The organism is Marinobacter sp. ELB17 (assembly GCF_000169375.1).
GTDB lineage: Bacteria > Pseudomonadota > Gammaproteobacteria > Pseudomonadales > Oleiphilaceae > Marinobacter.
The window spans coordinates 194434-215160 of record NZ_AAXY01000002.1 but is presented as its reverse complement, the minus strand read 5'-3'; the positions used below and the strand labels follow the sequence as shown (position 1 = coordinate 215160).

At 54.3% G+C, this 20727-nt stretch carries 22 protein-coding genes; 12 read left to right on the top strand and 10 right to left on the bottom strand.

The genetic code is table 11. The features are described from left to right. Window positions 1-110 precede the first annotated feature (110 nt). The 5 genes from MELB17_RS03780 to MELB17_RS24930 all read left to right on the top strand — a co-directional run bounded on the left by MELB17_RS03780 (window position 111) and on the right by MELB17_RS24930 (window position 5241). Window positions 111-1490: an NAD-dependent succinate-semialdehyde dehydrogenase gene (locus MELB17_RS03780; protein WP_007348812.1), complete on the top strand. Its 1380-nt coding sequence runs from the start codon at window positions 111-113 to the stop codon at window positions 1488-1490. A 422-nt stretch (window positions 1491-1912) separates the two neighbouring features. After that, the gene (locus tag MELB17_RS03775) at window positions 1913-3589 is read left to right on the top strand and encodes a methyl-accepting chemotaxis protein (RefSeq protein ID WP_036183432.1); all 1677 of its coding nucleotides are present in this window, start codon (window positions 1913-1915) and stop codon (window positions 3587-3589) included. Between the two features lie 210 nt (window positions 3590-3799). Next, window positions 3800-4408, top strand: a complete 609-nt coding sequence (locus tag MELB17_RS03770; RefSeq protein ID WP_007348809.1) for a Yip1 family protein — start codon at window positions 3800-3802, stop codon at window positions 4406-4408. An 88-nt stretch (window positions 4409-4496) separates the two neighbouring features. Further along, a complete protein-coding gene (locus MELB17_RS24935; RefSeq protein WP_007348808.1) occupies window positions 4497-4751 on the top strand; it encodes an anion permease in 255 nt (84 codons plus the stop codon). A 46-nt stretch (window positions 4752-4797) separates the two neighbouring features. After that, the gene (locus MELB17_RS24930; protein ID WP_083796339.1) at window positions 4798-5241 is read left to right on the top strand and encodes an anion permease; all 444 of its coding nucleotides are present in this window, start codon (window positions 4798-4800) and stop codon (window positions 5239-5241) included. Between the two features lie 88 nt (window positions 5242-5329). On the opposite strand, the gene MELB17_RS03760 is transcribed toward MELB17_RS24930, so the two are convergent. Further along, window positions 5330-5551, bottom strand: a complete 222-nt coding sequence (locus MELB17_RS03760; RefSeq protein WP_007348806.1) for a hypothetical protein — start codon at window positions 5549-5551, stop codon at window positions 5330-5332. Window positions 5552-5727: 176 nt separating this feature from the next. Between MELB17_RS03760 and MELB17_RS03755 the strand changes: the two genes are divergently transcribed. After that, window positions 5728-6477: a ZIP family metal transporter gene (locus MELB17_RS03755; protein ID WP_007348805.1), complete on the top strand. Its 750-nt coding sequence runs from the start codon at window positions 5728-5730 to the stop codon at window positions 6475-6477. 70 nt (window positions 6478-6547) lie between these two features. On the opposite strand, the gene proX is transcribed toward MELB17_RS03755, so the two are convergent. From proX to MELB17_RS03720, 7 genes are all read right to left on the bottom strand, one after another. After that, window positions 6548-7561, bottom strand: coding sequence for a glycine betaine/L-proline ABC transporter substrate-binding protein ProX (gene proX / locus MELB17_RS03750; protein WP_050774895.1), 1014 nt, complete (start codon window positions 7559-7561; stop codon window positions 6548-6550). 35 nt (window positions 7562-7596) lie between these two features. Further along, window positions 7597-8952, bottom strand: a complete 1356-nt coding sequence (locus MELB17_RS03745; protein ID WP_007348803.1) for a PhoH family protein — start codon at window positions 8950-8952, stop codon at window positions 7597-7599. Between the two features lie 85 nt (window positions 8953-9037). Then, the gene (locus MELB17_RS03740; protein WP_007348802.1) at window positions 9038-9529 is read right to left on the bottom strand and encodes an HPP family protein; all 492 of its coding nucleotides are present in this window, start codon (window positions 9527-9529) and stop codon (window positions 9038-9040) included. Window positions 9530-9587: 58 nt separating this feature from the next. Then, entirely contained in the window at window positions 9588-9839 is a 252-nt protein-coding gene (gene minE / locus MELB17_RS03735) for a cell division topological specificity factor MinE (protein ID WP_007348801.1), read from the bottom strand. A 3-nt stretch (window positions 9840-9842) separates the two neighbouring features. After that, entirely contained in the window at window positions 9843-10655 is an 813-nt protein-coding gene (minD, locus tag MELB17_RS03730) for a septum site-determining protein MinD (RefSeq protein ID WP_007348800.1), read from the bottom strand. A 76-nt stretch (window positions 10656-10731) separates the two neighbouring features. Further along, window positions 10732-11490: a septum site-determining protein MinC gene (gene minC, locus MELB17_RS03725; RefSeq protein WP_007348799.1), complete on the bottom strand. Its 759-nt coding sequence runs from the start codon at window positions 11488-11490 to the stop codon at window positions 10732-10734. Then, a complete protein-coding gene (locus tag MELB17_RS03720) occupies window positions 11490-11768 on the bottom strand; it encodes a DUF1244 domain-containing protein (protein ID WP_007348798.1) in 279 nt (92 codons plus the stop codon). The genes minC and MELB17_RS03720 overlap by 1 nt, the downstream gene beginning before the upstream one ends. 158 nt (window positions 11769-11926) lie before the next feature. Here MELB17_RS03720 and dinB point away from each other — a divergent pair, with 158 nt between their 5' ends. The 6 genes from dinB to MELB17_RS03690 all read left to right on the top strand — a co-directional run bounded on the left by dinB (window position 11927) and on the right by MELB17_RS03690 (window position 18697). Continuing rightward, window positions 11927-12991, top strand: a complete 1065-nt coding sequence (gene dinB / locus MELB17_RS03715) for a DNA polymerase IV (protein WP_036183522.1) — start codon at window positions 11927-11929, stop codon at window positions 12989-12991. 118 nt (window positions 12992-13109) lie between these two features. Next, window positions 13110-13460 carry a hypothetical protein gene (locus tag MELB17_RS03710; RefSeq protein ID WP_007348796.1) on the top strand — a complete coding sequence of 117 codons (351 nt, stop codon included), beginning with the start codon at window positions 13110-13112 and terminating at the stop codon, window positions 13458-13460. Between the two features lie 131 nt (window positions 13461-13591). After that, window positions 13592-15784: an acetyl-CoA hydrolase/transferase C-terminal domain-containing protein gene (locus MELB17_RS03705; RefSeq protein WP_007348795.1), complete on the top strand. Its 2193-nt coding sequence runs from the start codon at window positions 13592-13594 to the stop codon at window positions 15782-15784. Window positions 15785-15801: 17 nt separating this feature from the next. Continuing rightward, window positions 15802-16272: an FKBP-type peptidyl-prolyl cis-trans isomerase gene (locus tag MELB17_RS03700; RefSeq protein ID WP_007348794.1), complete on the top strand. Its 471-nt coding sequence runs from the start codon at window positions 15802-15804 to the stop codon at window positions 16270-16272. 22 nt (window positions 16273-16294) lie between these two features. Next, window positions 16295-17026, top strand: coding sequence for a response regulator (locus tag MELB17_RS03695; RefSeq protein WP_007348793.1), 732 nt, complete (start codon window positions 16295-16297; stop codon window positions 17024-17026). A 63-nt stretch (window positions 17027-17089) separates the two neighbouring features. Next, window positions 17090-18697 (top strand): ATP-binding protein, encoded by a 1608-nt coding sequence (locus tag MELB17_RS03690; RefSeq protein WP_007348792.1) that lies wholly within the window; start codon window positions 17090-17092, stop codon window positions 18695-18697. On the opposite strand, the gene MELB17_RS03685 is transcribed toward MELB17_RS03690, so the two are convergent. Beyond that, window positions 18618-19697 (bottom strand): ABC transporter ATP-binding protein, encoded by a 1080-nt coding sequence (locus MELB17_RS03685; protein ID WP_007348790.1) that lies wholly within the window; start codon window positions 19695-19697, stop codon window positions 18618-18620. The genes MELB17_RS03690 and MELB17_RS03685 overlap by 80 nt on opposite strands. Window positions 19698-19699: 2 nt before the next feature. Beyond that, entirely contained in the window at window positions 19700-20614 is a 915-nt protein-coding gene (argF, locus tag MELB17_RS03680) for an ornithine carbamoyltransferase (RefSeq protein ID WP_007348789.1), read from the bottom strand. Window positions 20615-20727: the final 113 nt, after the last annotated feature.

Below are 20727 nucleotides of genomic sequence, written 5' to 3'. Positions count from 1 at the left end.
TAACCTCGCCGTTGGCGCTTTGTCGGTGTGTTAACTTCTGTGGATTGCTTTCGGTCGGATTGATCGGGCGATGGTTCTAAAACGCAATTCCACCTGAAGGAGGCATAGCGATGTCAGATTCAAACCAGACAATCAATCCGGCAACGGAAGAAGTGATTGAAACCTATTCTTTGATATCCCGGGAAGAGGCCGAAGGCATTGTCGATCAGTGCCACGAGGCCTTTCTGGGCTGGCGGGAAACGCGGCTTTTGGATCGCGCGAATGTGCTGCGCAAAACCGCTGAACTGATTCGCGAGCGTAAGAACGAGTACGCAGCGCTGATGACCCGTGAAATGGGTAAAACCCTGGCGCAGGGCAAGCAGGAATGCGATTTATGTGCGGCCATTTGTGAGTACACCGCAGATCAGGGCGCGCAGGTATTGGCTGACGAAACCCGCGACATTGACGGTGGCCGCGGCTTGGTGACCTATCAGCCCCAGGGCGTCATTTACGGCATTCAGCCGTGGAATTTCCCGCTGTATCAGGTTATCCGTTACAGCGCCGCTAACCTGATGGCCGGTAATACCGTACTGCTGAAGCACGCAGCCAACGTGTGGGGTATGGCCGTTGAGGTTGAGCAGCTGTATCGCGATGCCGGCTTGCCCCAAAACGCCTTTCGCACGCTGCTGATCAGCCATGACGTGTCGGACGCGGTGATCGAACACAAACGTGTTCGCGGCGTTACGCTAACGGGCAGCCCGGGTGCGGGCCGCGTTGTTGCCGAAAAAGCGGGCAAAGCGTTAAAGAAAACAGTGATGGAGTTGGGCAGTAACGATGCCTATTTGGTGCTGGCCGATGCCGACATTGAAAAGGCCGTGAAGTTTTCTGTGCAGGGCCGGGTGTATAACGCCGGCCAAACCTGTGTTGCCGCCAAACGTTTTATTATTGAAGATGCGGTTTACGATCAGTTCCGTGATGCTTACGTTGCCGCGATGAAAAACATTACATTTGGTGACCCGACTGACCCGCAAACCGATATCGGCCCCATGGCACGAAAGGATCTGCGGGATGGACTGCACGATCAGGTGCGCAAGTCGATTGACGCCGGTGCCACCTGCCTGCTGGGTGGCGAAATTCCAGAGGGTAAGGGCTACTATTACCCTCCCACAGTCTTGGAAAATGTCACCCCAGGCCAGCCCGCTTACGACGCCGAGCTGTTCGGCCCCGTGGCCGCGCTGATTCGGGTAAAAGACAAAACCGAAGCGATCGCGGTTGCCAACGATTCTGTGTATGGCCTGGGTGGTGGTATTTTTTCTGCAGATGAAGCAGAAGCGATCCGCATTGCCCGTGACGAACTGGACACCGGTATGGTGAACATTAATGGCTACAACCTGGCGCTGCCAAACATGCCCTTTGGCGGGGTAAAAGAAAGCGGCTATGGCCGTGAGCATGGTGGTTTTGGCATGATTGAGTTCGTGAATGTGAAAGGCGTTATGATCAGTGATGGTTGATTGAAGTGAATCGCCGTAAGCCTTAACAAAAAAGGGGGGACAGATTTAAAATCTGTCCCCCCTTTTTTGCTCTCTCTGCATCTGAAGCCTCCCCCCCAGTGTGACCTTGGTCACAGCAGGGCATGGCTCAATTAGACGGGTCAGCACTTAAGTTGTATGTTGCGCTGCGCTACAGTTACAGTGAGAAAGATTTCGACTTTTCAATATTTCCAAGCTTGGTTTAGTAAAAAAGTCGCTCACGGATGCCGGCATGGCAACATTTCACAAGCAGCGCGAAAGGCAGAATTATGCTGGAAGTGGGTGGCAAATAAGCTGCTGGGCTTAATTTCCCCTAAAGTTTTTCAGAAATTTTACGATAAGCGTATAGGTCGTCAATAAATCCAGTTTCTAGGCGATCTGCGTCTACTTTTTGAGGACGAAGCATGGAAAACATGAGATTACGCACCAAATTATTCTTGGTAAACGGGCTAATCTTATTGTTTTTAATTGTCATATCGACAATCGCTTATATGGGCATTAAGTCTTTGCTCTATAACTTTAACTGGGTAGACCACACTCATAAGGTGTTGGCCAAAGCTTCTTCTATTGAATCAGCGGCTGTCGATATGCAAACGGGTATGCGAGGGTTTTTGTTGACGGGACAAGAACCGTTTCTCGAGCCTTACAAGTTAGGTGAAAAACGGATAAACGCATTAATTGATGAGCTGTCAGTAACGGTTAAAAAAGACCCTCCGCAAGTACTGTTGTTGTCTGAAATCAGAGAGACCGTTGCAACATGGAAGCGAGAAATTGGTGAGCCGAACATTGCTCTGCGTCGGCAGGTGGGCGTTATAAGAACTCTCTATGACGTCGCGAACGTAGTAGGGCAGGCAAAAGGCAAGGAGCATTTTGATAAATTTCGAAAACAAGTTGCTACGTTCAAAGAAAGAGAAGAGTCACTTATGGTGACACGAATGAACTCTTTGGATTCCGATTCGGCTTTTGTGATTAATATAACGGTGTTTGGCACACTGATTGCGATTATTTGCGGTTTTGCTTTGGCTGCATTTTTTGCGAAAAGCATCATGCGCCAACTAGGCGGAGAGCCGGCATACATCGAAAAAATCGCAACGAATGTAGCGGCAGGTGATTTGCAAGCCAACGCTGAGGCAATGTCGCGCAAGGGTTCAATTGGGGTTTTTGCGACTTTACAGAATATGGCTGAAAACCTGCAGGAAAAAGCCGAAGTATTAGAGCGCATTGCGCAAGGAGATCTAACCGTTGAGGTTTCCTTAGCGTCGGAGCGTGATGTACTAGGCCGTTCGATGCAGAAAATGGTGGCTAACCTAAATGAGTTTTTTGGAAAGGTTCAGGAAGCGAGCAATGCGATTTCTGCGGGGAGTGGTCAGTTATCGGGGGCCAGTAAAAAAGTTGCTGATGGTGCAAATAAACAAGCGTCGAATTTAGAGAGTATTTCATCGTCGTTATTTGAACTAACGTCTCAAACTAATGAAAATGCCGATAGCGCTTTGCAAGCTCAGAAGTTAACAGCCAATGCACAGCAAGCAGCGCAAGCAGGCAGTAAAGAAATGGCGCGTATGATGGTAGCGATGGAAGAAATTAACAGTTCAAGCAAAAATGTTGAGTCTTTTATTAAAACAATTGATGAAATTGCATCCCAAACAAATTTGTTGGCTTTAAACGCCGCGATTGAAGCGGCTCGAGCAGGAGAGCAAGGGCGTGGTTTTGCGGTGGTTGCTGACGAAGTAAGAAGTTTGGCTAGACGAAGTGCGAATACGGCCCAAGAGACGTCCGCATTGATTGAGAAATCGACTGAAAAAGCTAAAAACGGTATCGATATTGCGGGCCAAACAACGGAGTCATTAAAAAATATATTCGCTAACGTGAACGAAGCATCCAACCTGGTGGCCCAAATAGCTCACGCCTGCAGTGAACAAGCGAAGGCTGCCGAATACATTACCGAAAGCGTTACGGGAATCGAAACGATTACTCAAGCGAGTAACCATACCGCAAAAGAAACGGCCAATACGGCGCTAAAACTGAACGAGCAGGCGGAGTTGCTGGACACTATTCTGAAAAAGTTTCAAATTAAAGCGTGAACGGCGCTGGGTGAGCTGATGGCCCTGAAAGTGCATTCAACTTGGGCAGTTCTCGGTTTAGCCCCAAGGGTGGGACGCTTTATGTTTCAATTCAGGCGTAGGTGGTCAAATTTTAATCTACTATTTCAATCGCCGCTGATCTGGCGGAATCGGAAGTGTCGTATATACTCTTATACGCGACAACAACAACGACAATAACAGGTGGTGCTCATGCTTCTTTCACACGCTTTTGGATTATTCACGAAACCGGGCGCCGAATGGGCTGCCATTCGTAACGAGCACGAAACGCCCGGCCGGCTTTACGTTGCCTACGTCGTGATTCTGGCGGCGATAGCACCGATTTGTGCTTATATATCAACAGCTATTTTTGGTTGGAAAGTGGGCAGCGAAAGAATTGTTAAGCTGACCGAAATCAGCGCGGCCCAACTCAGTGTGCTAACGTATGTTGCCATGTTGGTGGGCGTTTTTGCACTGGGTTATGCCGTGAACTGGATGGCTAAAACCTACGGGGCTAAAGAAGAGATAACGCCGTCTAACGGCATTGCACTGGCGGCTTATTCCTGCACGCCGATGTTTCTGGCAGGCTTCGCTCTGCTGTACCCGGTGCCCTGGTTCAATGCGATGGTATTTTTGGCGGCCGCCTGCTACGGCGCATGGTTGATGTACGACGGGCTTCCCATCGTGATGGGTATTGATCAGGACAGAGCCGTATTTTATGGCGGCGCCCTGCTAACAGTGGCTCTCGTTATTCTGGTCGCCACCCGTGTGGGTTCCGTTATTATCTGGAATTTTGTTGCGTCCCCTGTTTTTGTCGGGTAATACGACTCGCTATTAAGTGAGTTTGTCATGATTGCACTGAGCCTCGAAACTGGTAGTTTCGGGGCTCAGTGCGTTAAGGTTCCGCCCTTTGCCCGCGCTTATCGCGATCGCCATCGGATTCGCGATCTGGTTTATCCCCACGCCGGAAGGCGTTTCTGCCCAAGGCTGGCTAATGTTGGCTATTTTTGTGGCAACCATTGCCGCGATTATTAGCAAGGCTATGCCCATCGGTGCCATTTCCATTGTCGCGATTACCGTAGTTGCCGTAAGCGGCGTCACCAGCGATAACCCTGGCACCGCCACTCGTGATGCACTGGGCAGCTTTAATAACTCGTTGATTTGACTGATAGCCGTGGCCATTATGTTTTTCCGCGACGGCGCCCAACCCGCTGACGGTCAAGCTGATTGCCGACGCTACCGGGTCGGCCATTACTCGAAGCTGGACAACCTGGGCCTTGGCCATGTTACTGCCGGGCCTGGTTGCCATCGCGCTGATGCCGCTGGTGATTTATCTGATGTATCCACCAGAGATCAAAGCCACTCCCAACGCGGTCGATTTCGTCCGTGAACGCCTGGGAAAACTGGGCAAGTTGAGCCGCGATGAGGGCATTATGCTGGACGTATTTGTCGTGCTGTTGCTGCTGTGGGCCGGTGTGCCGGCGTGGATTTTTGGGGATACGTTCAAACTGAATTCGACCACCACCGCTTTTGTCGGCTTGTCGATTCTTCCGGTCACCGGTGTACTGAACTGGAAAGACGTACTCGGCGAGAAAAGCGCCTGGGATACGCTGGTTTGGTTTGGCGCGCTGGTGATGATGGCCAACCCAGCTTAACGAGTTGGGGGGTGATTGAGTGGTTTTCTGGCGCGATTCAGGATTGCATTGTTAGTACTGGCCTTCCCTGAGCTGCTCTTTTACGAATTTAGTTTCTCAGTCTTCCCGGGTATTGCTCGTCGTAGCCTTTGCTTTCAACCCGACGGGACGATATGCCCTGATTTTCCAGCGCGTTGCGTACCGATTCGGCACTTTGCAGATCGGCACCCGGGCGTTCACCGGAGCTGGCACAGCCGCCCAGAGCGATTGCGAGGCCCGCTAGCAATGCAACTTTGCCTGAGCGAATTGTTATTGAGCTATGTTTTCTCATGCGTAATCTCCTATCAAGGAAATGCAAAGGATGCAGAATTAAAGCGATGCGCATCTAATTGAACCTTGGCAGCCGATTGGCGATACAACATGACTGATTGGCAACAATGGTGGCGCTGGGTAGTGTGTAGGCTGCTGACTTGGAATTGATCGAAAAGAGGGGAGATACGCGCAGTTATGACTTCGTTATGGACGACCATTGTATTGGCTACGGCAGCTGGCGCAGCGATTCCGATAGGCGCTTTGCTAGGCAGAATTGAACATATTGGCCCCAGTTGGCTAGACAGCGAGTTCCGCCACGCTGTGATTGCATTTGGTGGCGGTGCATTACTGTCGGCGGTAGCGCTGGTGCTGGTGCCAGAAAGTGTTGACCTGCTAAGTGGCTGGTGGGTTGCGCTCGCCATGATTATGGGCGGGCTGGGATTTGGCTTGCTGGATGTGTTGCTGGCGAAGGCTCAGGGCTCGGTGTCGCAGTTGATCGCGATGCTGGCGGATTTCATACCGGAAGCGCTGGCGCTGGGGGCTATGTTTGCGGTGGGCGGGCAGGGTGGCATGCTGCTGGCGCTGTTGATTGCGGTGCAGAATTTACCGGAAGGCTTCAATGCCTATCGTGAGATGACCGCGGCGGAAAATCCGCTCACCATTCATCGCAGCCGCAAAGCCCAGGGTGTCGAAGGTAAAAAGGTGTTGCTAATATTCTGCTGTCTGGTGCCTTTGGGGCCGGCGGCAGGTGTTGTCGGGCACGTCTGGCTGGCACAATACGATGAGGTTCTGGACTTTATTATGCTGTTTGCGTCTGGCGGTATTTTGTATCTGGTGTTTCAGGACATTGCTCCGCAGGCAAAGTTAGAAAAACACTGGCTGCCGCCGATGGGCGCAGTTCTAGGGTTTTTGTTCGGTGTGTTGGGCCAATTGGCGGTAGGTTGAGAAAAGCCCGGTCAGCAAAGGAGCTGACCGGGCTTTTTTATTCAGGTTTTAACCACTTGGTAGGCAGTATTTACTTGGCTGCTGCCCGTGCGGTTTTAAGCCAGCTGTTATAAATGTCTTGGTTGGCTTCGATCCACTGGTCGGTGTGACGCGCTATGTCTTCATCGGTGTCTTGGCCGTTACGCATCGCCAGATTTTGCGCGGAGATGTGCTCGCCGGATATGTTCATGGCCTGGAACAGCGCTTTGGCGGCCGGATTGTTATCGGTGAATGTTTTGTTGGCCACAATGCGCTGGGTATTAACACGGAAGCCGTAGTTGGAACCGTCTGGCAATTTGGTGTTGACTTCATTACCGCCTTCGCCCGGCAGGGAAGAGAAGGGCACTTCCATCCACACCACATCTTTACTTGGCTTCATCACCGCGCTCACCCAGTAGGGCACCCAGCTGTAATACAGCACCGGTTCGCCTTTGTTGAACCGGGCAATGGTGCTGGCCATCAGAGCCGAGTGGGGCCCCTGGTTGTGATCAACGGTATCTCGCAGACCATAGGCATCCATGTGGTGCTCAATGATCTGTTCGCAGCCCCAGCCCTTAGGGCAGCCGGTCAAGTCGGCTTTGCCGTTGCCATTGGTGTCGAACAGTTTGGCGATTTCCGGGTCTTTTAGCTGAGCGATGTTGGTAATGCTGTACTCGTCTGCGGTTTTCTTGTCGATGAGATAACCGCTCAAAGCGCCTCCGGAATACACGTTAGAACGGAACAGCTTGTCGCCGCCGCCGGCCTTTTCATAGAAATCCGTGTGCATGGGGTACCAGTGGTCGGCTATAAAGGTGCCATCGCCGTTAGCAATCGCAACGTGGGCTGCCGGGTATTCCAATTCGCGGATTTTTTCCACGTTGAATCCCAGGTCTGTTAGCGCGCGGCTGATCAGCAGCGTTTGAAAGGTTACTTCGGCAATGGAGCTTTTCACGGGAATAACGGTTACGCCTTCACCCGGCGTGTCATTAGCTTGAACGCTTAAGCTGGAGGCTAATGCTACGGCCAGCAAGCCTTGTCCGGCTTTCTTCATCCATGATGAGTTCATGTTGCTTTCCTGTTCAATAGTATTGTCTTCATAGTTTACAGGTTGGCTTCCGCAAATTCCGCCAATGCCGAACGGGGCACGCCTTGCAGGTGTATGTGGCCACCGTGGCGAAACGTTTTGAAGCGTTCGGTCATGTAGGTCAGGCCAGAGCTCAGAGCGCTCAGGTAAGGGGTGTCAATCTGCGCCAGATTACCCAGGCAGATCACCTTGGAGCCGTTACCGGCGCGGGTGATGATGGTTTTAATCTGGTGCGGGGTCAGGTTCTGGGATTCGTCAATAATGATCAGGCTGTGCTGGAAGCTGCGGCCCCGAATGTAGTTCAGGGATTTAAAGTGCAGGGGCACTTTGCTGAGAATGTAATCCACGCTGGCGGTCATGTTCTCGTCGTCTTCGTGCAGCGCCTCCAGGTTGTCCACAATGGCGCCGAGCCAGGGTTCCATTTTTTCCGCTTCGGTGCCGGGCAGAAAACCGATGTCTTCGTCTAACCCTTGGGTGCTGCGGGTAGCAATAATACGTTTGTAGAGTTTGCTGGCCACGGTCAGCTCAATGCAGGCCGCCAGCGCAAGAATGGTTTTTCCAGAGCCCGCGGCGCCGGTCAGATTCACCAAGTGAATGTCTGGGTCTAGCAGCAGGTTCAGGGCAATGGCTTGATAGATATCGCGGGGAATCAGCCCCCAGACTTCTTCGTTCATCAGGTCGTGCTGGTGCAGGTCGCGAATGACAAGGTAGTCGTCGCCCAGTTCGCACACTTTGCCCACAAAGCCCTGCTGGTCCAGCACAAACTCGTTGATGTTCAGCCGCGCCAGTTCGCCTTCGCGCTTGAATCTGTGCTCGGTGGCGCCATCGCGTTGCTTGGTTTCCACTTTGCTGATGGTGTCCCAGAACGAACCGGGGAACTCGATATAGCCCCGGGGCAGCAGGCCTATGTCGTCTACCAGTTGGTCGTTGTGGTAAGCCTGGGCTTCTACGCCAAAGCCGCGGGCTTTCAGCCGCATGTTGATGTCGTTGCTAACCAGAATGATGTCGCGGTTGGTGTGGTGTTTCTGCAGGGCGGCCAGGCTGTTGATAATTTTGTTATCGTTCAAGTGCTCGGGCAGGGCGTGGCCGCTTACCGTTTCCGAACTCATCAGGATCGACAGAGTTCCCATGGGCTCTGCTTTTTCGCCCCGTGCAATAGGCACACCGCTTTCAATCTGCTTCGGGCTGGCGTCGCCTAACAGCCGGTCGATGGTGCGAATGGCCTGGCGACAATCGGCCGCTACCGTCTGCTTGCCCAATTTCAGGCTGTCGAGTTCTTCCAGCACGGTCATCGGAATGATGACCTGGTGCTCTTCAAAATTCAGCAGGGCGTTAGGGTCGTGAATCAGAACATTGGTGTCTAGTACGTACATCTTGAGTCGGTCTTGCGATGCTGCGGGCATAAGGGGCAGTACCTCTACAACGGGCGAATCGGATGGCGGATACGGGCTGGCCGGTTCAGTCTTGCATCGCGCAGCGCTGGGTCATATCGCGGTCGGCAATGATCTTAAGAAGATCATAAGTGGTTATGATTCCGGTAATTTTTCCACCAAGGGTGACAAATATACGGTGCAGATGCTCGGCCATCATGGTTTTGGCAATTTCGCGTACCGGCGTGTCTTCGTCAACAGATAGCAGAATGGGGGTCATTATGTCTCTGACCTCCACCGGCAGTTTGCCCATACCCTCGTAAATAACCATGCGCAAGCGACGGGCCTCGCGGGCTTCGTCTTCCGTCAACCGGGCCTCCGTTTCCGGGCGGCTGGCGTTCCAGCGAAATTCGGTAATATCTTTCAGGGTAACAATGCCGATGATGTCGCCGCTATCGTCGGTAACCGGGCTACCAGCGATTTCGTTGTCGGTCAGAAAGCGTGCCAGCCTGTCCATCGTCCAAGACTGGGGCACCGCTTTGATACTCGGGGTCATTATCTCGCGTGCAAGCAACAGCATGGTTCAGGCAGCCTATTTTTAAAAGTGGGTAAAAGCTTAGCCCGAACCCTTGCCGGCGTCACTTCTCGGGCAGCGTTACGTTCAGTTCAAGCACCGAACAAGTGTCGGTGCGGTCTATCTCTACTTGTACCATGTCATCGCTGATGTCCACATACTTGCGGATAACCGCCAGCAGTTCCTGCTGCAGCGCCGGCAGGTAATCCGGTTGTTTGCGGTGGCCCCGCTCGTGGGCCACAATGATTTGAAGCCGCTCCTTGGCAACATTGGCGGTATTGGTTTTTTTGCTCCTGAAATAGTCCAGAAAACTCATTTGCTAGCCTCCCTTGAACATCCGTGAAAAGAAGCCCTTCTTCTGGGCTGTCATAAAACGGTGTTCCCGTTCTTCTCCTAGCAGGCGCGCCACGGCATCATCATAAGCCTGGCCAGCGTCGCTTTCGGTCTCTAAAATAACCGGAAGGCCTTGGTTAGAGGAGTTCAGCACTATTTGGCTTTCGGGAATAACACCCATCAGCGGTATCGCCAGAATTTCTTCTATGTCGGCCACCGACAGCATCTCGCCACGCTCTACCCGTACTGGGTTGTAACGGGTAACCAAGAGGTGTTCTTTTACCGGATCCTGGCCCTTTTCGGCGCGGCGCGACTTGCTTTGCAGAATGCCCAGAATGCGATCAGAGTCGCGCACGGAGGACACTTCCGGGTTGGTGACTACAATGGCTTCATCAGCAAAGTACAGGGCCATCTGGGCACCGTGCTCAATACCGGCTGGCGAGTCACAAATGATGTAATCAAAGGTTTGTGCCAGCTCGTTGATGACCCTTTCTACGCCTTCTTTGGTCAGCGCTTCTTTTTCCCGGGTTTGCGAGGCCGGCAGGATGAACAGGGTGTTTACCCGCTTGTCGCGGATCAGTGCCTGGTTCAGTGAAGCTTCGCCTTGAATGACGTTAACGAAGTCGTACACCACCCGGCGCTCGCAGTTCATGATCAGGTCCAGATTACGCAGGCCAACGTCAAAATCTATGACCACGGTTTTGTGGCCACGTTTGGCTATGCCGGTGCTGATCGAAGCGCTGGTGGTGGTTTTGCCAACGCCGCCTTTTCCTGAGGTTACTACAATAATTCTAGCCAAAATTTAGTTCTCGCATTGCGATGTCGTGGTTGTCGAGGCCTAGTAAACCGGTTACTGCTGGCAAATTTAAGCTTGATCAGGCCTTTTCCAGTGGCGTTACCACCATCAGATCGTCCCTGAGCTGAAGTTGCACAGCGCTTTTCCAGCCGCTGCCCTGCAAGTCTTCAGATATCTTATAATGTCCGGCGATAGACACAAGCTCTGCTTCTAATAACTGGCAAAAAATACGCGCATTTTTGTCGCCGTTTACACCCGCTAGTGCGCGACCGCGCAGCGGGCCATAGACATGAATACTGCCCGCTGCCATCACTTCAGCACCGGGCTGCACCGGCGCCAGAATCACCAGGTCACCCTCTGCCGCACAAACCTGCTGACCTGAACGTACTGGCTGGCTGATGATTCTGGCGGGCACCGCCACCGCTGGCGCAGGTATTGGTTTCGCGATGGGTTCGGGGGTAGGCGCCTCGGTGGTCGGCTCGCTGGCGTGATCTTTATCGCGCGCGTTGGTGCCGGGTATTAATGCCAGCGACGCACCGCGGGCCATGCGGCGGTGGTTTTCACTGCCACCACGCACGCCCACTACATGAATATTGTGGCGCCGGCAGGTGCCAATAATGCTGAAAAAATCCAGATCACTGTCCATGCCTTCGTACTTTTCAAGACTTATAATCAGTGGGACGTCTTTGAAAAAGCCGGGCGCCTGGCTGATTTTGTCCCGCAGCGTGGCTTCAAACTCTTTGCTCTCGAAATGATAAAGCTCCAGAGCTGTCATCGACACACTGGCGCTTTTCAGCTGAAAGCCCTGTTTAGCGCCGGTGGTTGGGGTGTCGGTCATTAATGGTGATCCTGCTTTGGGCCGCTCTGATAGCGTTGTTTCCATTCATCGTAGGGCATGCCGTAAATGGCTTCGCGCGCTTGGGGGTCAGTCATACTTACACCCTGCTCCTGTGCTGCGGCAAGATACCATTTTGACAGACAGTTGCGACAAAAATCGGCCAGGTTCATCAGGTCTATATTCTGCACCTCGGTATGTTCACGCAAGTGACTAACAAGGCGACGAAAAGCGGCCGCCTCCAGTTCGGTGCGCTGGGCGTCTGAAATGGTTTGGCTCATGATATAGATGGCCTTTTGTGATGTAAGAAAGATGGATAGAAAGTCATGCAATACGGCTTTGTAAGAGGCTTGCCATGGACAATCCTGACATTCTGAGCAACTGGAGGTAAGATGCAAGGCTGTATGCATATACAGCGCGTGTGGTTAAGTGGGGTTTTATGTCTCAACGCAAGATAATTCACGTAGATTGCGATTGCTTCTACGCCGCCGTGGAAATGCGTGATGACCCTTCCTTGCGGAATGTTCCTCTGGCGGTGGGCGGGCAGGGTGGGCGCGGCGTAGTAACCACCTGCAACTACCAGGCCCGCGCTTACGGCGTGCGTTCGGCCATGCCGGGCGGCGAGGCTCGGCGCCTGTGCCCGGACCTAGTGACCGTGCCGGTGGATATGCCGCGTTACCGGGCGGTGTCGCAGCAGGTGATGGCCATATTGCGCGAGGTGACCGATTTGGTAGAGCCGCTGTCGCTGGATGAAGCTTTTTTGGATGTGTCTGACGTTACTGAACACCAGGGCAGCGCCACGCTGATTGCCCGCCACCTGCGCGAGCGGGTGAAGCAGCAAACGGGCATTGTTATTTCCGCCGGGGTGGCGCCCAATAAATTTTTGGCCAAAATTGCCAGCGATTGGGAAAAACCCGACGGCTTGTTCGTGATTCGGCCGCAGGACATTGCCGGGTTTGTGGCCAAACTGCCGGTGCAAAAGTTGTTTGGTGTGGGCCAGGTAACAGCAGGCAAGCTCCACTCCATGGGAGCCCAAACCTGTGGTGACCTTCAGCAGCTGGGCGCGGAAATTCTAATAGAGCGTTTTGGCAAACAGGGTTACCGCCTGCACGAAATGGCCCACGGCCGCGACGAACGCCCGGTGGTGGTGTCGCGCACCGCTAAATCCCTGAGTGTTGAGCGCACCTTTGCGCAGGATTTGCCAGACAAAGCCGCTTGTGACGCCGTACTAGTGGACCTTCTGGATGACTTACACGCGCGCCTTGCCCGCAAGGCAGAGCAAAAGCCCTTACACAAACTGTTTGTAAAAATCCGTTATAGCGATTTTTCCACGCACACCTTGGAACGGGTGCGTGAATCCGCGGCGCTGCCCGTTATTGCAGACTACCAACAATTGTTGAATGAACTGATGACCAACACTCGGCGGCCGGTGCGGCTGCTGGGAATGGGAGTAAGGTTTCGGAATGATGAGGCACCGGTCACACAACTGCGGCTGTTTGACTGATCAGGCAATAAACGATGCGACAATGTGCGTTGAAACACAGCGCGGATGTTGAAGTGTATTAGACTTAGGCTTATCCAGTTTGTATAATTTTAAGTCAGCTAAATAATCGTTGCCCATTATGATTCTTCGACTATTTTTCATATTGCTCGTTATCAATATTGCCATCTTTGCGGCCGGTGCAGATGCGTCTGAGCAAATAGGCAGTAGTGATCGTGGCACGGTGAAAGAATCTGTCACTATGGCCGATGTAAAACAGCTGCAAGCTGTCATGGCGGGGCGGAGTTACGCCACCATTGACCAAACGGAAGGCAGTGCCGATATTCTGGCCGAAGTGGGCTCACGTCTGCTGACCCTGTCGTTGACCCGCCGCGACACTTCCCGCCGCTATGCCTACGAAACGATGCGGGCCGACCACGGCTTTTCCCTGATTGACGAAGGCGCCTGCCTGAATCTGAAGTGGACCTTCTGAAGTGGACCTTCTGAAACCGCTGAATCAGCCTGGCGGGACACCCGATTACTGATCTGACGCATTGTTTGGCCGTGCTGCCCATGTGATGATTCTGCTAACAGAATTCACTATGGGTTAACGGGAACCGGAAAATGGCCGAAGATTGCACGATGCGAATGGACGACGCAGACGCCTGTGTTGAAGATGTAATCCGCCGTGTTGGCAACAAGATTACTCTTGGTTTGCCTCTGGGTTTGGGCAAGCCCCTGCGCTTTGTAAATGCGCTCTATCGGCGCGCCAAGCGCGACCCCCAAATCGAACTGCACATTTTCACGGCCTTGTCGCTGGTGAAACCCAGTGGCCGTTCGGCCCTGGAAAAGCGCTTCCTCGAACCTTTTTCAGAGCGCTTGTACGGCGCGATCCCGGATCTGGAATACGCTCTGGATTTGCGGGCCAACAAACTGCCGTCGAATGTGAAAGTGTCGGAGTTCTTTTTCAAGGCCGGCAGTTTTATGCACAATTCGTCGCAGCAGCGCCACTATATCAGCCTGAACTACACTCATGCGGTGCGCGATTTGATGGCTATGGGTATCAACGTGGTGGCTCAAATGGTGGCGCCAGGTGATCAAAACGGTGAGCCGGGTCAGGTGAGCCTGAGCTGCAATCCGGACCTGACCCTGGACATTATCCCGCTTTTGCGTGCGCGCCAGCGCGAAGAGGGCGTGCCCACCGTATTGGTGGGTGAGCTGAACCGGCATTTGCCCTGGCTAGGCCGTGATGCCCAAATGGCCGAAGCCGATATAGACGTGGTTTTGGCGCAACCGCAAAGCGATTACCCGATGTTTCCGGCGCCACAAATGGCCATCAGCCCGCCGGACCATCTGATTGGTTTCTATGCCAGCACCTTGGTAAAAGACGGTGGCACGTTGCAGGTGGGTATCGGTTCCCTGGGGGATGCACTGATCAACAGCACCCTTTTGCGCCACCGCCATAACGACGCCTGGAAGCGCTTATATCAGCACCTGGACATCGCCGCCCGCTATCCGGCTGTCGATGGTATTGGGGGCACCGGCACGTTTGACCAGGGCCTTTACGGTTGCAGCGAAATGATCATTGACGGCTTTATGCACCTGGTGGAAGCCGGGGTGTTAAAGCGTGAAGTGTTTGCTCACCAAGGGCTGCAGGAGTTGCTGAACCGCGGTGACATTAGCGCGCAGATCAACCTGAATACACTTGATGTGTTATTGCGTGAACACATCATTGCCTCGCCGCTGAGGCCGCAGGATCTGGAGTTCCTGCAGCGATTCGGGATTGTGCATTCTGAACTGTGTTTGCAGGATGGCCAGCTTAGCCTGCAGCAGCGCACGGTGTCTGCCGACATCAACCACCCCGACACCCGCCGACTGCTGCAAGACGGCGGCTTGGGCGACAAGCTGAGCGAAGGCGTGGTGATGCACGGCGGCTTCTACATTGGCCCCGAATCTTTCTATCAGGCACTGCGTGACCTGTCGCCGCAGCAGCGCCAGCGCATCTGCATGACCAGCGTGAACTACATCAATGACCTGTACGACCACCGCTTTGGCAATCAGGCGTTGAAAGCCGCCCAGCGCCAGCACGGTCGCTTTATAAACACCACCATGATGCACACCCTGGCGGGCGCGGCGGTGTCTGACGGCCTGGAAGACGGCCGCGTGGTCAGCGGCGTAGGCGGTCAGTACAACTTTGTGGCCATGGGTATGGAATTAGCGGGTGCGCGTTCCATTTTGTGTTTACGCGGCACTCGCAAAGCGGCTGGCAAAGTATTGTCGAATATTGTGTTCAGCTACGGCCATTGCACCATACCTCGCCACCTGCGGGACATTGTGATCACCGAATATGGCATTGCCGATTTGCGGGGCCAGTCTGACGAGCAGGTATACCTGCGGATGATCGCGATTGCCGACGCCCGCTTCCAGGCCGGCCTTTTGCAGCAGGCGAAAAAGGCAGGCAAGGTGGCGAAGAGTTTCAAACCGCCAAAAGCTTGGGCCGATAATACGCCGGCACACATCCACAAAGCCTTGGCAGCGGTGCCGGGCAACAACCGTTTTCCAGCGTTTCCCTTTGGCTGTGACTTTACCGCTGAAGAGTTGGCGATTGCTAAAGCACTGAAACGGATACAGGCTGAAACTGCCACAGGTCGTGGTAAACTTATGACCCTGGTGCGGGCTGCCCGTACCCGCGACGACCAAAGTCGCTTCCAATCGCTGCTAGAACGCATGCAACTGGCCGCGCCGAAAGGGGTGCGCCAGAAGCTGGACCAGCGGTTATTGATTTACGGCCTGCAACTGACCAATACACCCCAATAAGAGCAATGACGCAAACTATGCAAGATTCTTCTTCTACAATTGACGTGTTCACCGTTCACTATGTACTTAAAAACGCCGTTGGTGAGCTGGTCGATACCTCTGAGGGTAGCGAGCCGCTGCATTTTGTGTACGGCAGCCCGGACATTGTTGAGGGCATTCAGCGTGCCGTGAAAGACCGCCGCGTGGGTGACTGCCTTGAAGTCACCGTACCGCCAGCGATGGCCTACGGCGAACACCGGGCCGACCTGGTGCGTAAAGTACCGCGCTCGATGTTCGAAGGCGTAGAGAACTTACAAGCGGGCATGAAGTTTCAGACCAACACGGGCACCGAGGCGCAGATTGTCCAGGTGATGGGTTTTGACGGCAATTTGGTGCGTATTGATGCCAATCACCCGCTGGCTGGTCTAACCTTGTATTTTGATTTGGAAATTGTTGGCCGCCGCAGCGCTAGTGCAGAGGAAATTGCCCAGGGCCGGCCCTTGTCATAGCCTGAAGTTAGGAAAGACTGTTATGGAACTGACGACTGACAACTGGCGAATCCTGATTGTAGAAGACGACGAACGGCTGGCCAGCCTGACCCGCGATTACCTGCAGAATAACGGGCTTACGGTGTCTATTGAGTCCCACGGTGGGGCCGCTGTAGAGCGTATTCGAAACGAAAAGCCAGACCTTGTGGTGCTTGATTTGATGCTGCCTGGCGAAGACGGCTTGTCTATCTGCCGCCGGGTGCGGCCGCGATACAGCGGCCCGATACTGATGCTAACCGCCAGAACCGATGACATGGACCAGATACTGGGCCTGGAAATGGGCGCCGATGACTACATTGGCAAACCGGTACAACCGCGGGTGTTACTCGCGCGCATTCGTGCATTGATGCGCCGCGTTGCCGAAAAAAACCAGCCCTTGGTCGGCAGCGATCCCGTGAGCGAAGGCCCGGTGCGGGTGAAGTTCAACGAGTTGGTGATAGACAGATCAATGCGCGAAGCCTGGCTGTCTGGCGTTACAGTGGATTTAACCAGCGCCGAGTTTGACTTGCTGTGGTTGCTGGCGAGCAACGCGGGCAGGGTGCTCAGCCGTGAAGAAATCTTTACCGCTTTGCGTGGCATAGAATACGACGGCCAGGACCGCTCGATTGACGTGCGTGTGTCCCGTATAAGGCCAAAAATTGGTGACGACCCCATTCACCCACGGCGCATAAAAACCGTGCGTAGCAAAGGCTATCTGTTCGTAAAAGAAGCCTGAGTAGTTGCGAAAGCCTGAATAGCTGCTTAAGCCCGAGTTTTTGTTTGAGCCAGAGTGCGCCCCATGCCCCTGATCTACTTTCTAAAACTTTATGCCCGCCTAGCGGGTTTTGTGCTGTTGATCGCAGTGCTCTGTCTGTTGCTGTTCCAAGGTTTGAACAGTATTCGCCAGCAAATGTGGCTGGAACAACACGGCACAGCGCTGATGCAATGGCTGGCGAAGTCTGCAGATCCTGTTGGTCATTACGCTTGGCTGATGCCGGCTTATAATCTTGAAGTAGGCCCGGCCACGCAGTTGGCAGATACCGCGGTTATTCGCGAACGCCTGGGTTACGGCCAGGTTGTGGTATTGCCGTCCAGCTTGGGCCGGCGTCTGTTAATCGCCCGTGAAGACGGCCAGATCCTCGTCCTCAACCTGGCCACGCCTTATAGCGACATTGTGCGTGCCAGCGCGTTGGTTTTCCGCTGGCATCTAGACAGCTCACCGGTTGAACGTCGCCCCGAAATCCTGCGTTATTTGAGCGCATCATTAGGCCTTGGCGCTTATTCCATTGACACCAGCGAGCGCCTGCCACCCACCGATGTTTTGCAGCAATTAGTCCGTGACGGCCTGGTTCTGTATACCGCGCAATCCGGAGAGGGCCCCCGCGTGGCGTTGCAGCTAGCTGACGGCGAGATGGTGGTGCTGGTGCCACCACCGCCGTTCAAACCCTGGAGTCTGGTGATTATTTTGCCACTGTGCCTGCTGCTTGCAGCGGCGCTGGCACTGCTGCTCGGCTTTGCGGCACGCACTTGGGATGGGCGTTTGCTCAAGGTTGAATCCGCAGCGCTGCGCATTGCCCGGGGTGATCTGGCGGCGCGGGTAGAACCTGGTTCCAGCCTGCTGCAACAGCGCTTGGCGAAAGCTTTCAATAGCATGGCCGAGCATATTCAGCGCCTTGTGCAGGTGCAGCACGACATGATCCATGCGGTGTCCCACGAGCTACGCACCCCGGTGGCGCGCATTCGTTTTGGCGTGCAGATGTTGGCCGACAGCGATAAGTCGCAGCGCAGCGAGGAGCAGTTGCAGGGCATAGACGGCGACATTCAGGAACTGGACGACTTGATAGACGAAATACTGACCTACGCGCGGCTGGAGCAGAGCGAGGCCAAGTTCCTCCTGCAGCAGACATCTGTGCCTGATCTTCTGCGCCAGGTCATTGCCCAGCAGCAGCTCTTGCACCCAACCGTCGTTATGGAGCTGGATGTGGATGGCGCCAGTGAGGCACTGGCCATGGCTGAGGTAGAACCGCGTTGTTTACACCGCGCTATCCAGAATCTGGTGGGTAACGCCGCACGCTACGCCAGCCGCCAGGTGCGCGTGCGCTGTCGGCTAGACAGCGACAATTGCCGCATTGATGTGGAAGACGACGGCCAAGGTATACCGCGCTCTGACTGGGACCGGGTATTTATTGCATTTTCAAGGCTGGATGACAGCCGTACCCGCACTTCGGGCGGGTACGGGCTAGGACTGTCGATTGTGCGGCGCATTATGTACTGGCACGGTGGCCAGGCGTTCGTCGGCGCAAGCGCCAACCTTGGCGGCGCTTGCTTTAGCCTTGTATGGCCTCGCGTTCAAATGCAATCAGGTGGTCTGCATCGACCCGCACAGGAACAAAATCACCCACATTGAAATCCAGGTGGCTGCGGAACAGCGCCTCGAACTCGGTGGATTCGGAACAGCGAAAGCGATAGAGCGTGGATGTACCAGCAAAGGTTTTTTCAATCACCTTGGGCCGTAAAGGCGAATGTTCATCGTAAACAATGTCATCGGGCCGAATCAGCACATCGACCGGTGTGCCCGCTTCCCATTTGTAAGCCCGGTTACCGTGAATAACGCCGAGTTCTGACTGTATGGCGTCCGGCCCCAGAGTGCTGCCAAGTACAAAGCTACCTTGGCCCACAAAGCTGGCAACAAAACGATTGGTCGGCTCGTGATACAGGTTAAACGGCACGTCCCATTGCTGAATTCGGCCTTTTTGCAGCACCGCCACCTGATCGCACATTGCAAAGGCTTCTTGCTGGTCGTGGGTAACCAGAATGGCGCTGATGCCCAAGGTTTTTAGAATGTCACGCACATCCAGGCTCAGCCGCCGGCGCAAATCTGCGTCCAGATTTGAAAACGGTTCGTCTAGCAAAATCAGCGTGGGTTCTGGCGCCAGCGCGCGAGCCAGCGCAACCCGCTGTTGCTGCCCGCCCGACAATTCGTGAGGGTAGCAGTTGGCAAGATCCTGCAGTTGCACCAGTTCCAGTAATTCAGTGACCTTGCGTTGGCGCTCGGCTTTGCTCAGGCGGTTCAAACCAAAACCAACGTTGTCGGCAATGCTCAGGTGCGGAAAGAGTGCGTAATCCTGAAACACCATGCCAATACGGCGTTTTTCCGGCGGCAGAGCGCGGCCGGGCAGGCTGATAGCTTGGCCCTGAAGGCTGATTTTGCCATCGCTAAGTGGCAAAAAGCCGGCCAGCGCGCGTAAAATAGTGCTTTTGCCACAGCCGCTTGGGCCCAGCAGACAGCCAATGTCGCCTTGGTGCAGGGCAAAACTGACGTTCTTCACCACAGCTTCGCCGCCATAGCCGCAGCACAGATTGTTGACTTCAAGCAACCAGTCAGACGCGATTGCGGGCTTGTTCATAATCAATCCAGACGTTTAAGAATCAGGAATTCCAGCAGGGCTTTTTGAGCGTGTAAGCGGTTTTCCGCTTCCTGCCACACTACCGAGCCCGAATGCTCCATCATGTCTTGCGAGATTTCTTCGCCGCGATGTGCCGGCAGGCAGTGCATAAACAGAGCGTCTTTAGCGGCCAATGACATCAACTGCGGATTAATCTGGTAGCTCGAAAACGCCAGTTCACGGGCTTTCTGCTCGCTTTCCTGGCCCATGGAAGCCCACACATCGGTTACCAGCAAGTTGGCGTCGCGGGCAGCGTCTGCGGGCTCGTGCATTACCGTGACATGTTCTTTGTGTGCTTCAAATACGGCGGCGTCAGGCTCATAGCCTTTCGGGCAGGCCACGTTCAGATGAAAGCCGAACATGACTGCAGCGTTGATGTAGGAATGGCACATATTGTTACCATCGCCGATCCAGGCCACTGTGGCGCCGCGAATGCTGCCGCGGTTTTCGCGATAGGTTTGCATATCGGCCAGCAGCTGGCAGGGGTGGAAGTCGTCAGTCAGTGCGTTGATTACGGGCGCTGAGGAGGCAGCCGCAAAGCGCTCCACGGTATTGTGGGCGAAGGTGCGAATCATCACAGCGTCGACCATGCTGGAGATAACAATGGCCGAATCTTCAATCGGTTCGCCACGGCCCAACTGGGTGTCGCGGGGCGACAAAAACAACGCCGAGCCGCCAAGCTGCATCATGCCTGCTTCGAAGGATACCCGGGTGCGGGTAGATGACTTTTCGAAAATCATCGCCAGGACACGATTTTTCAAGGTGTCGCGGGTAACGCCCTGGTGCCATTCACGACGCAGGCGTGAGCCGTGGTCCAGCAGCGCTTCCAGTTCATCGGGAGTTAGGTCGTTCAGTGTTAAAAAATGTCGTACTGCCATGGAATGGCCCTTACCTCGCTGGAGGCCCGGGTTGCCGGGGCTTCTAGCCGGATGATTGTGGATGTAGAGTGAAAAAATAGGGGCAGTCAGTCTAGCCGCTCTGCGGTGGCATG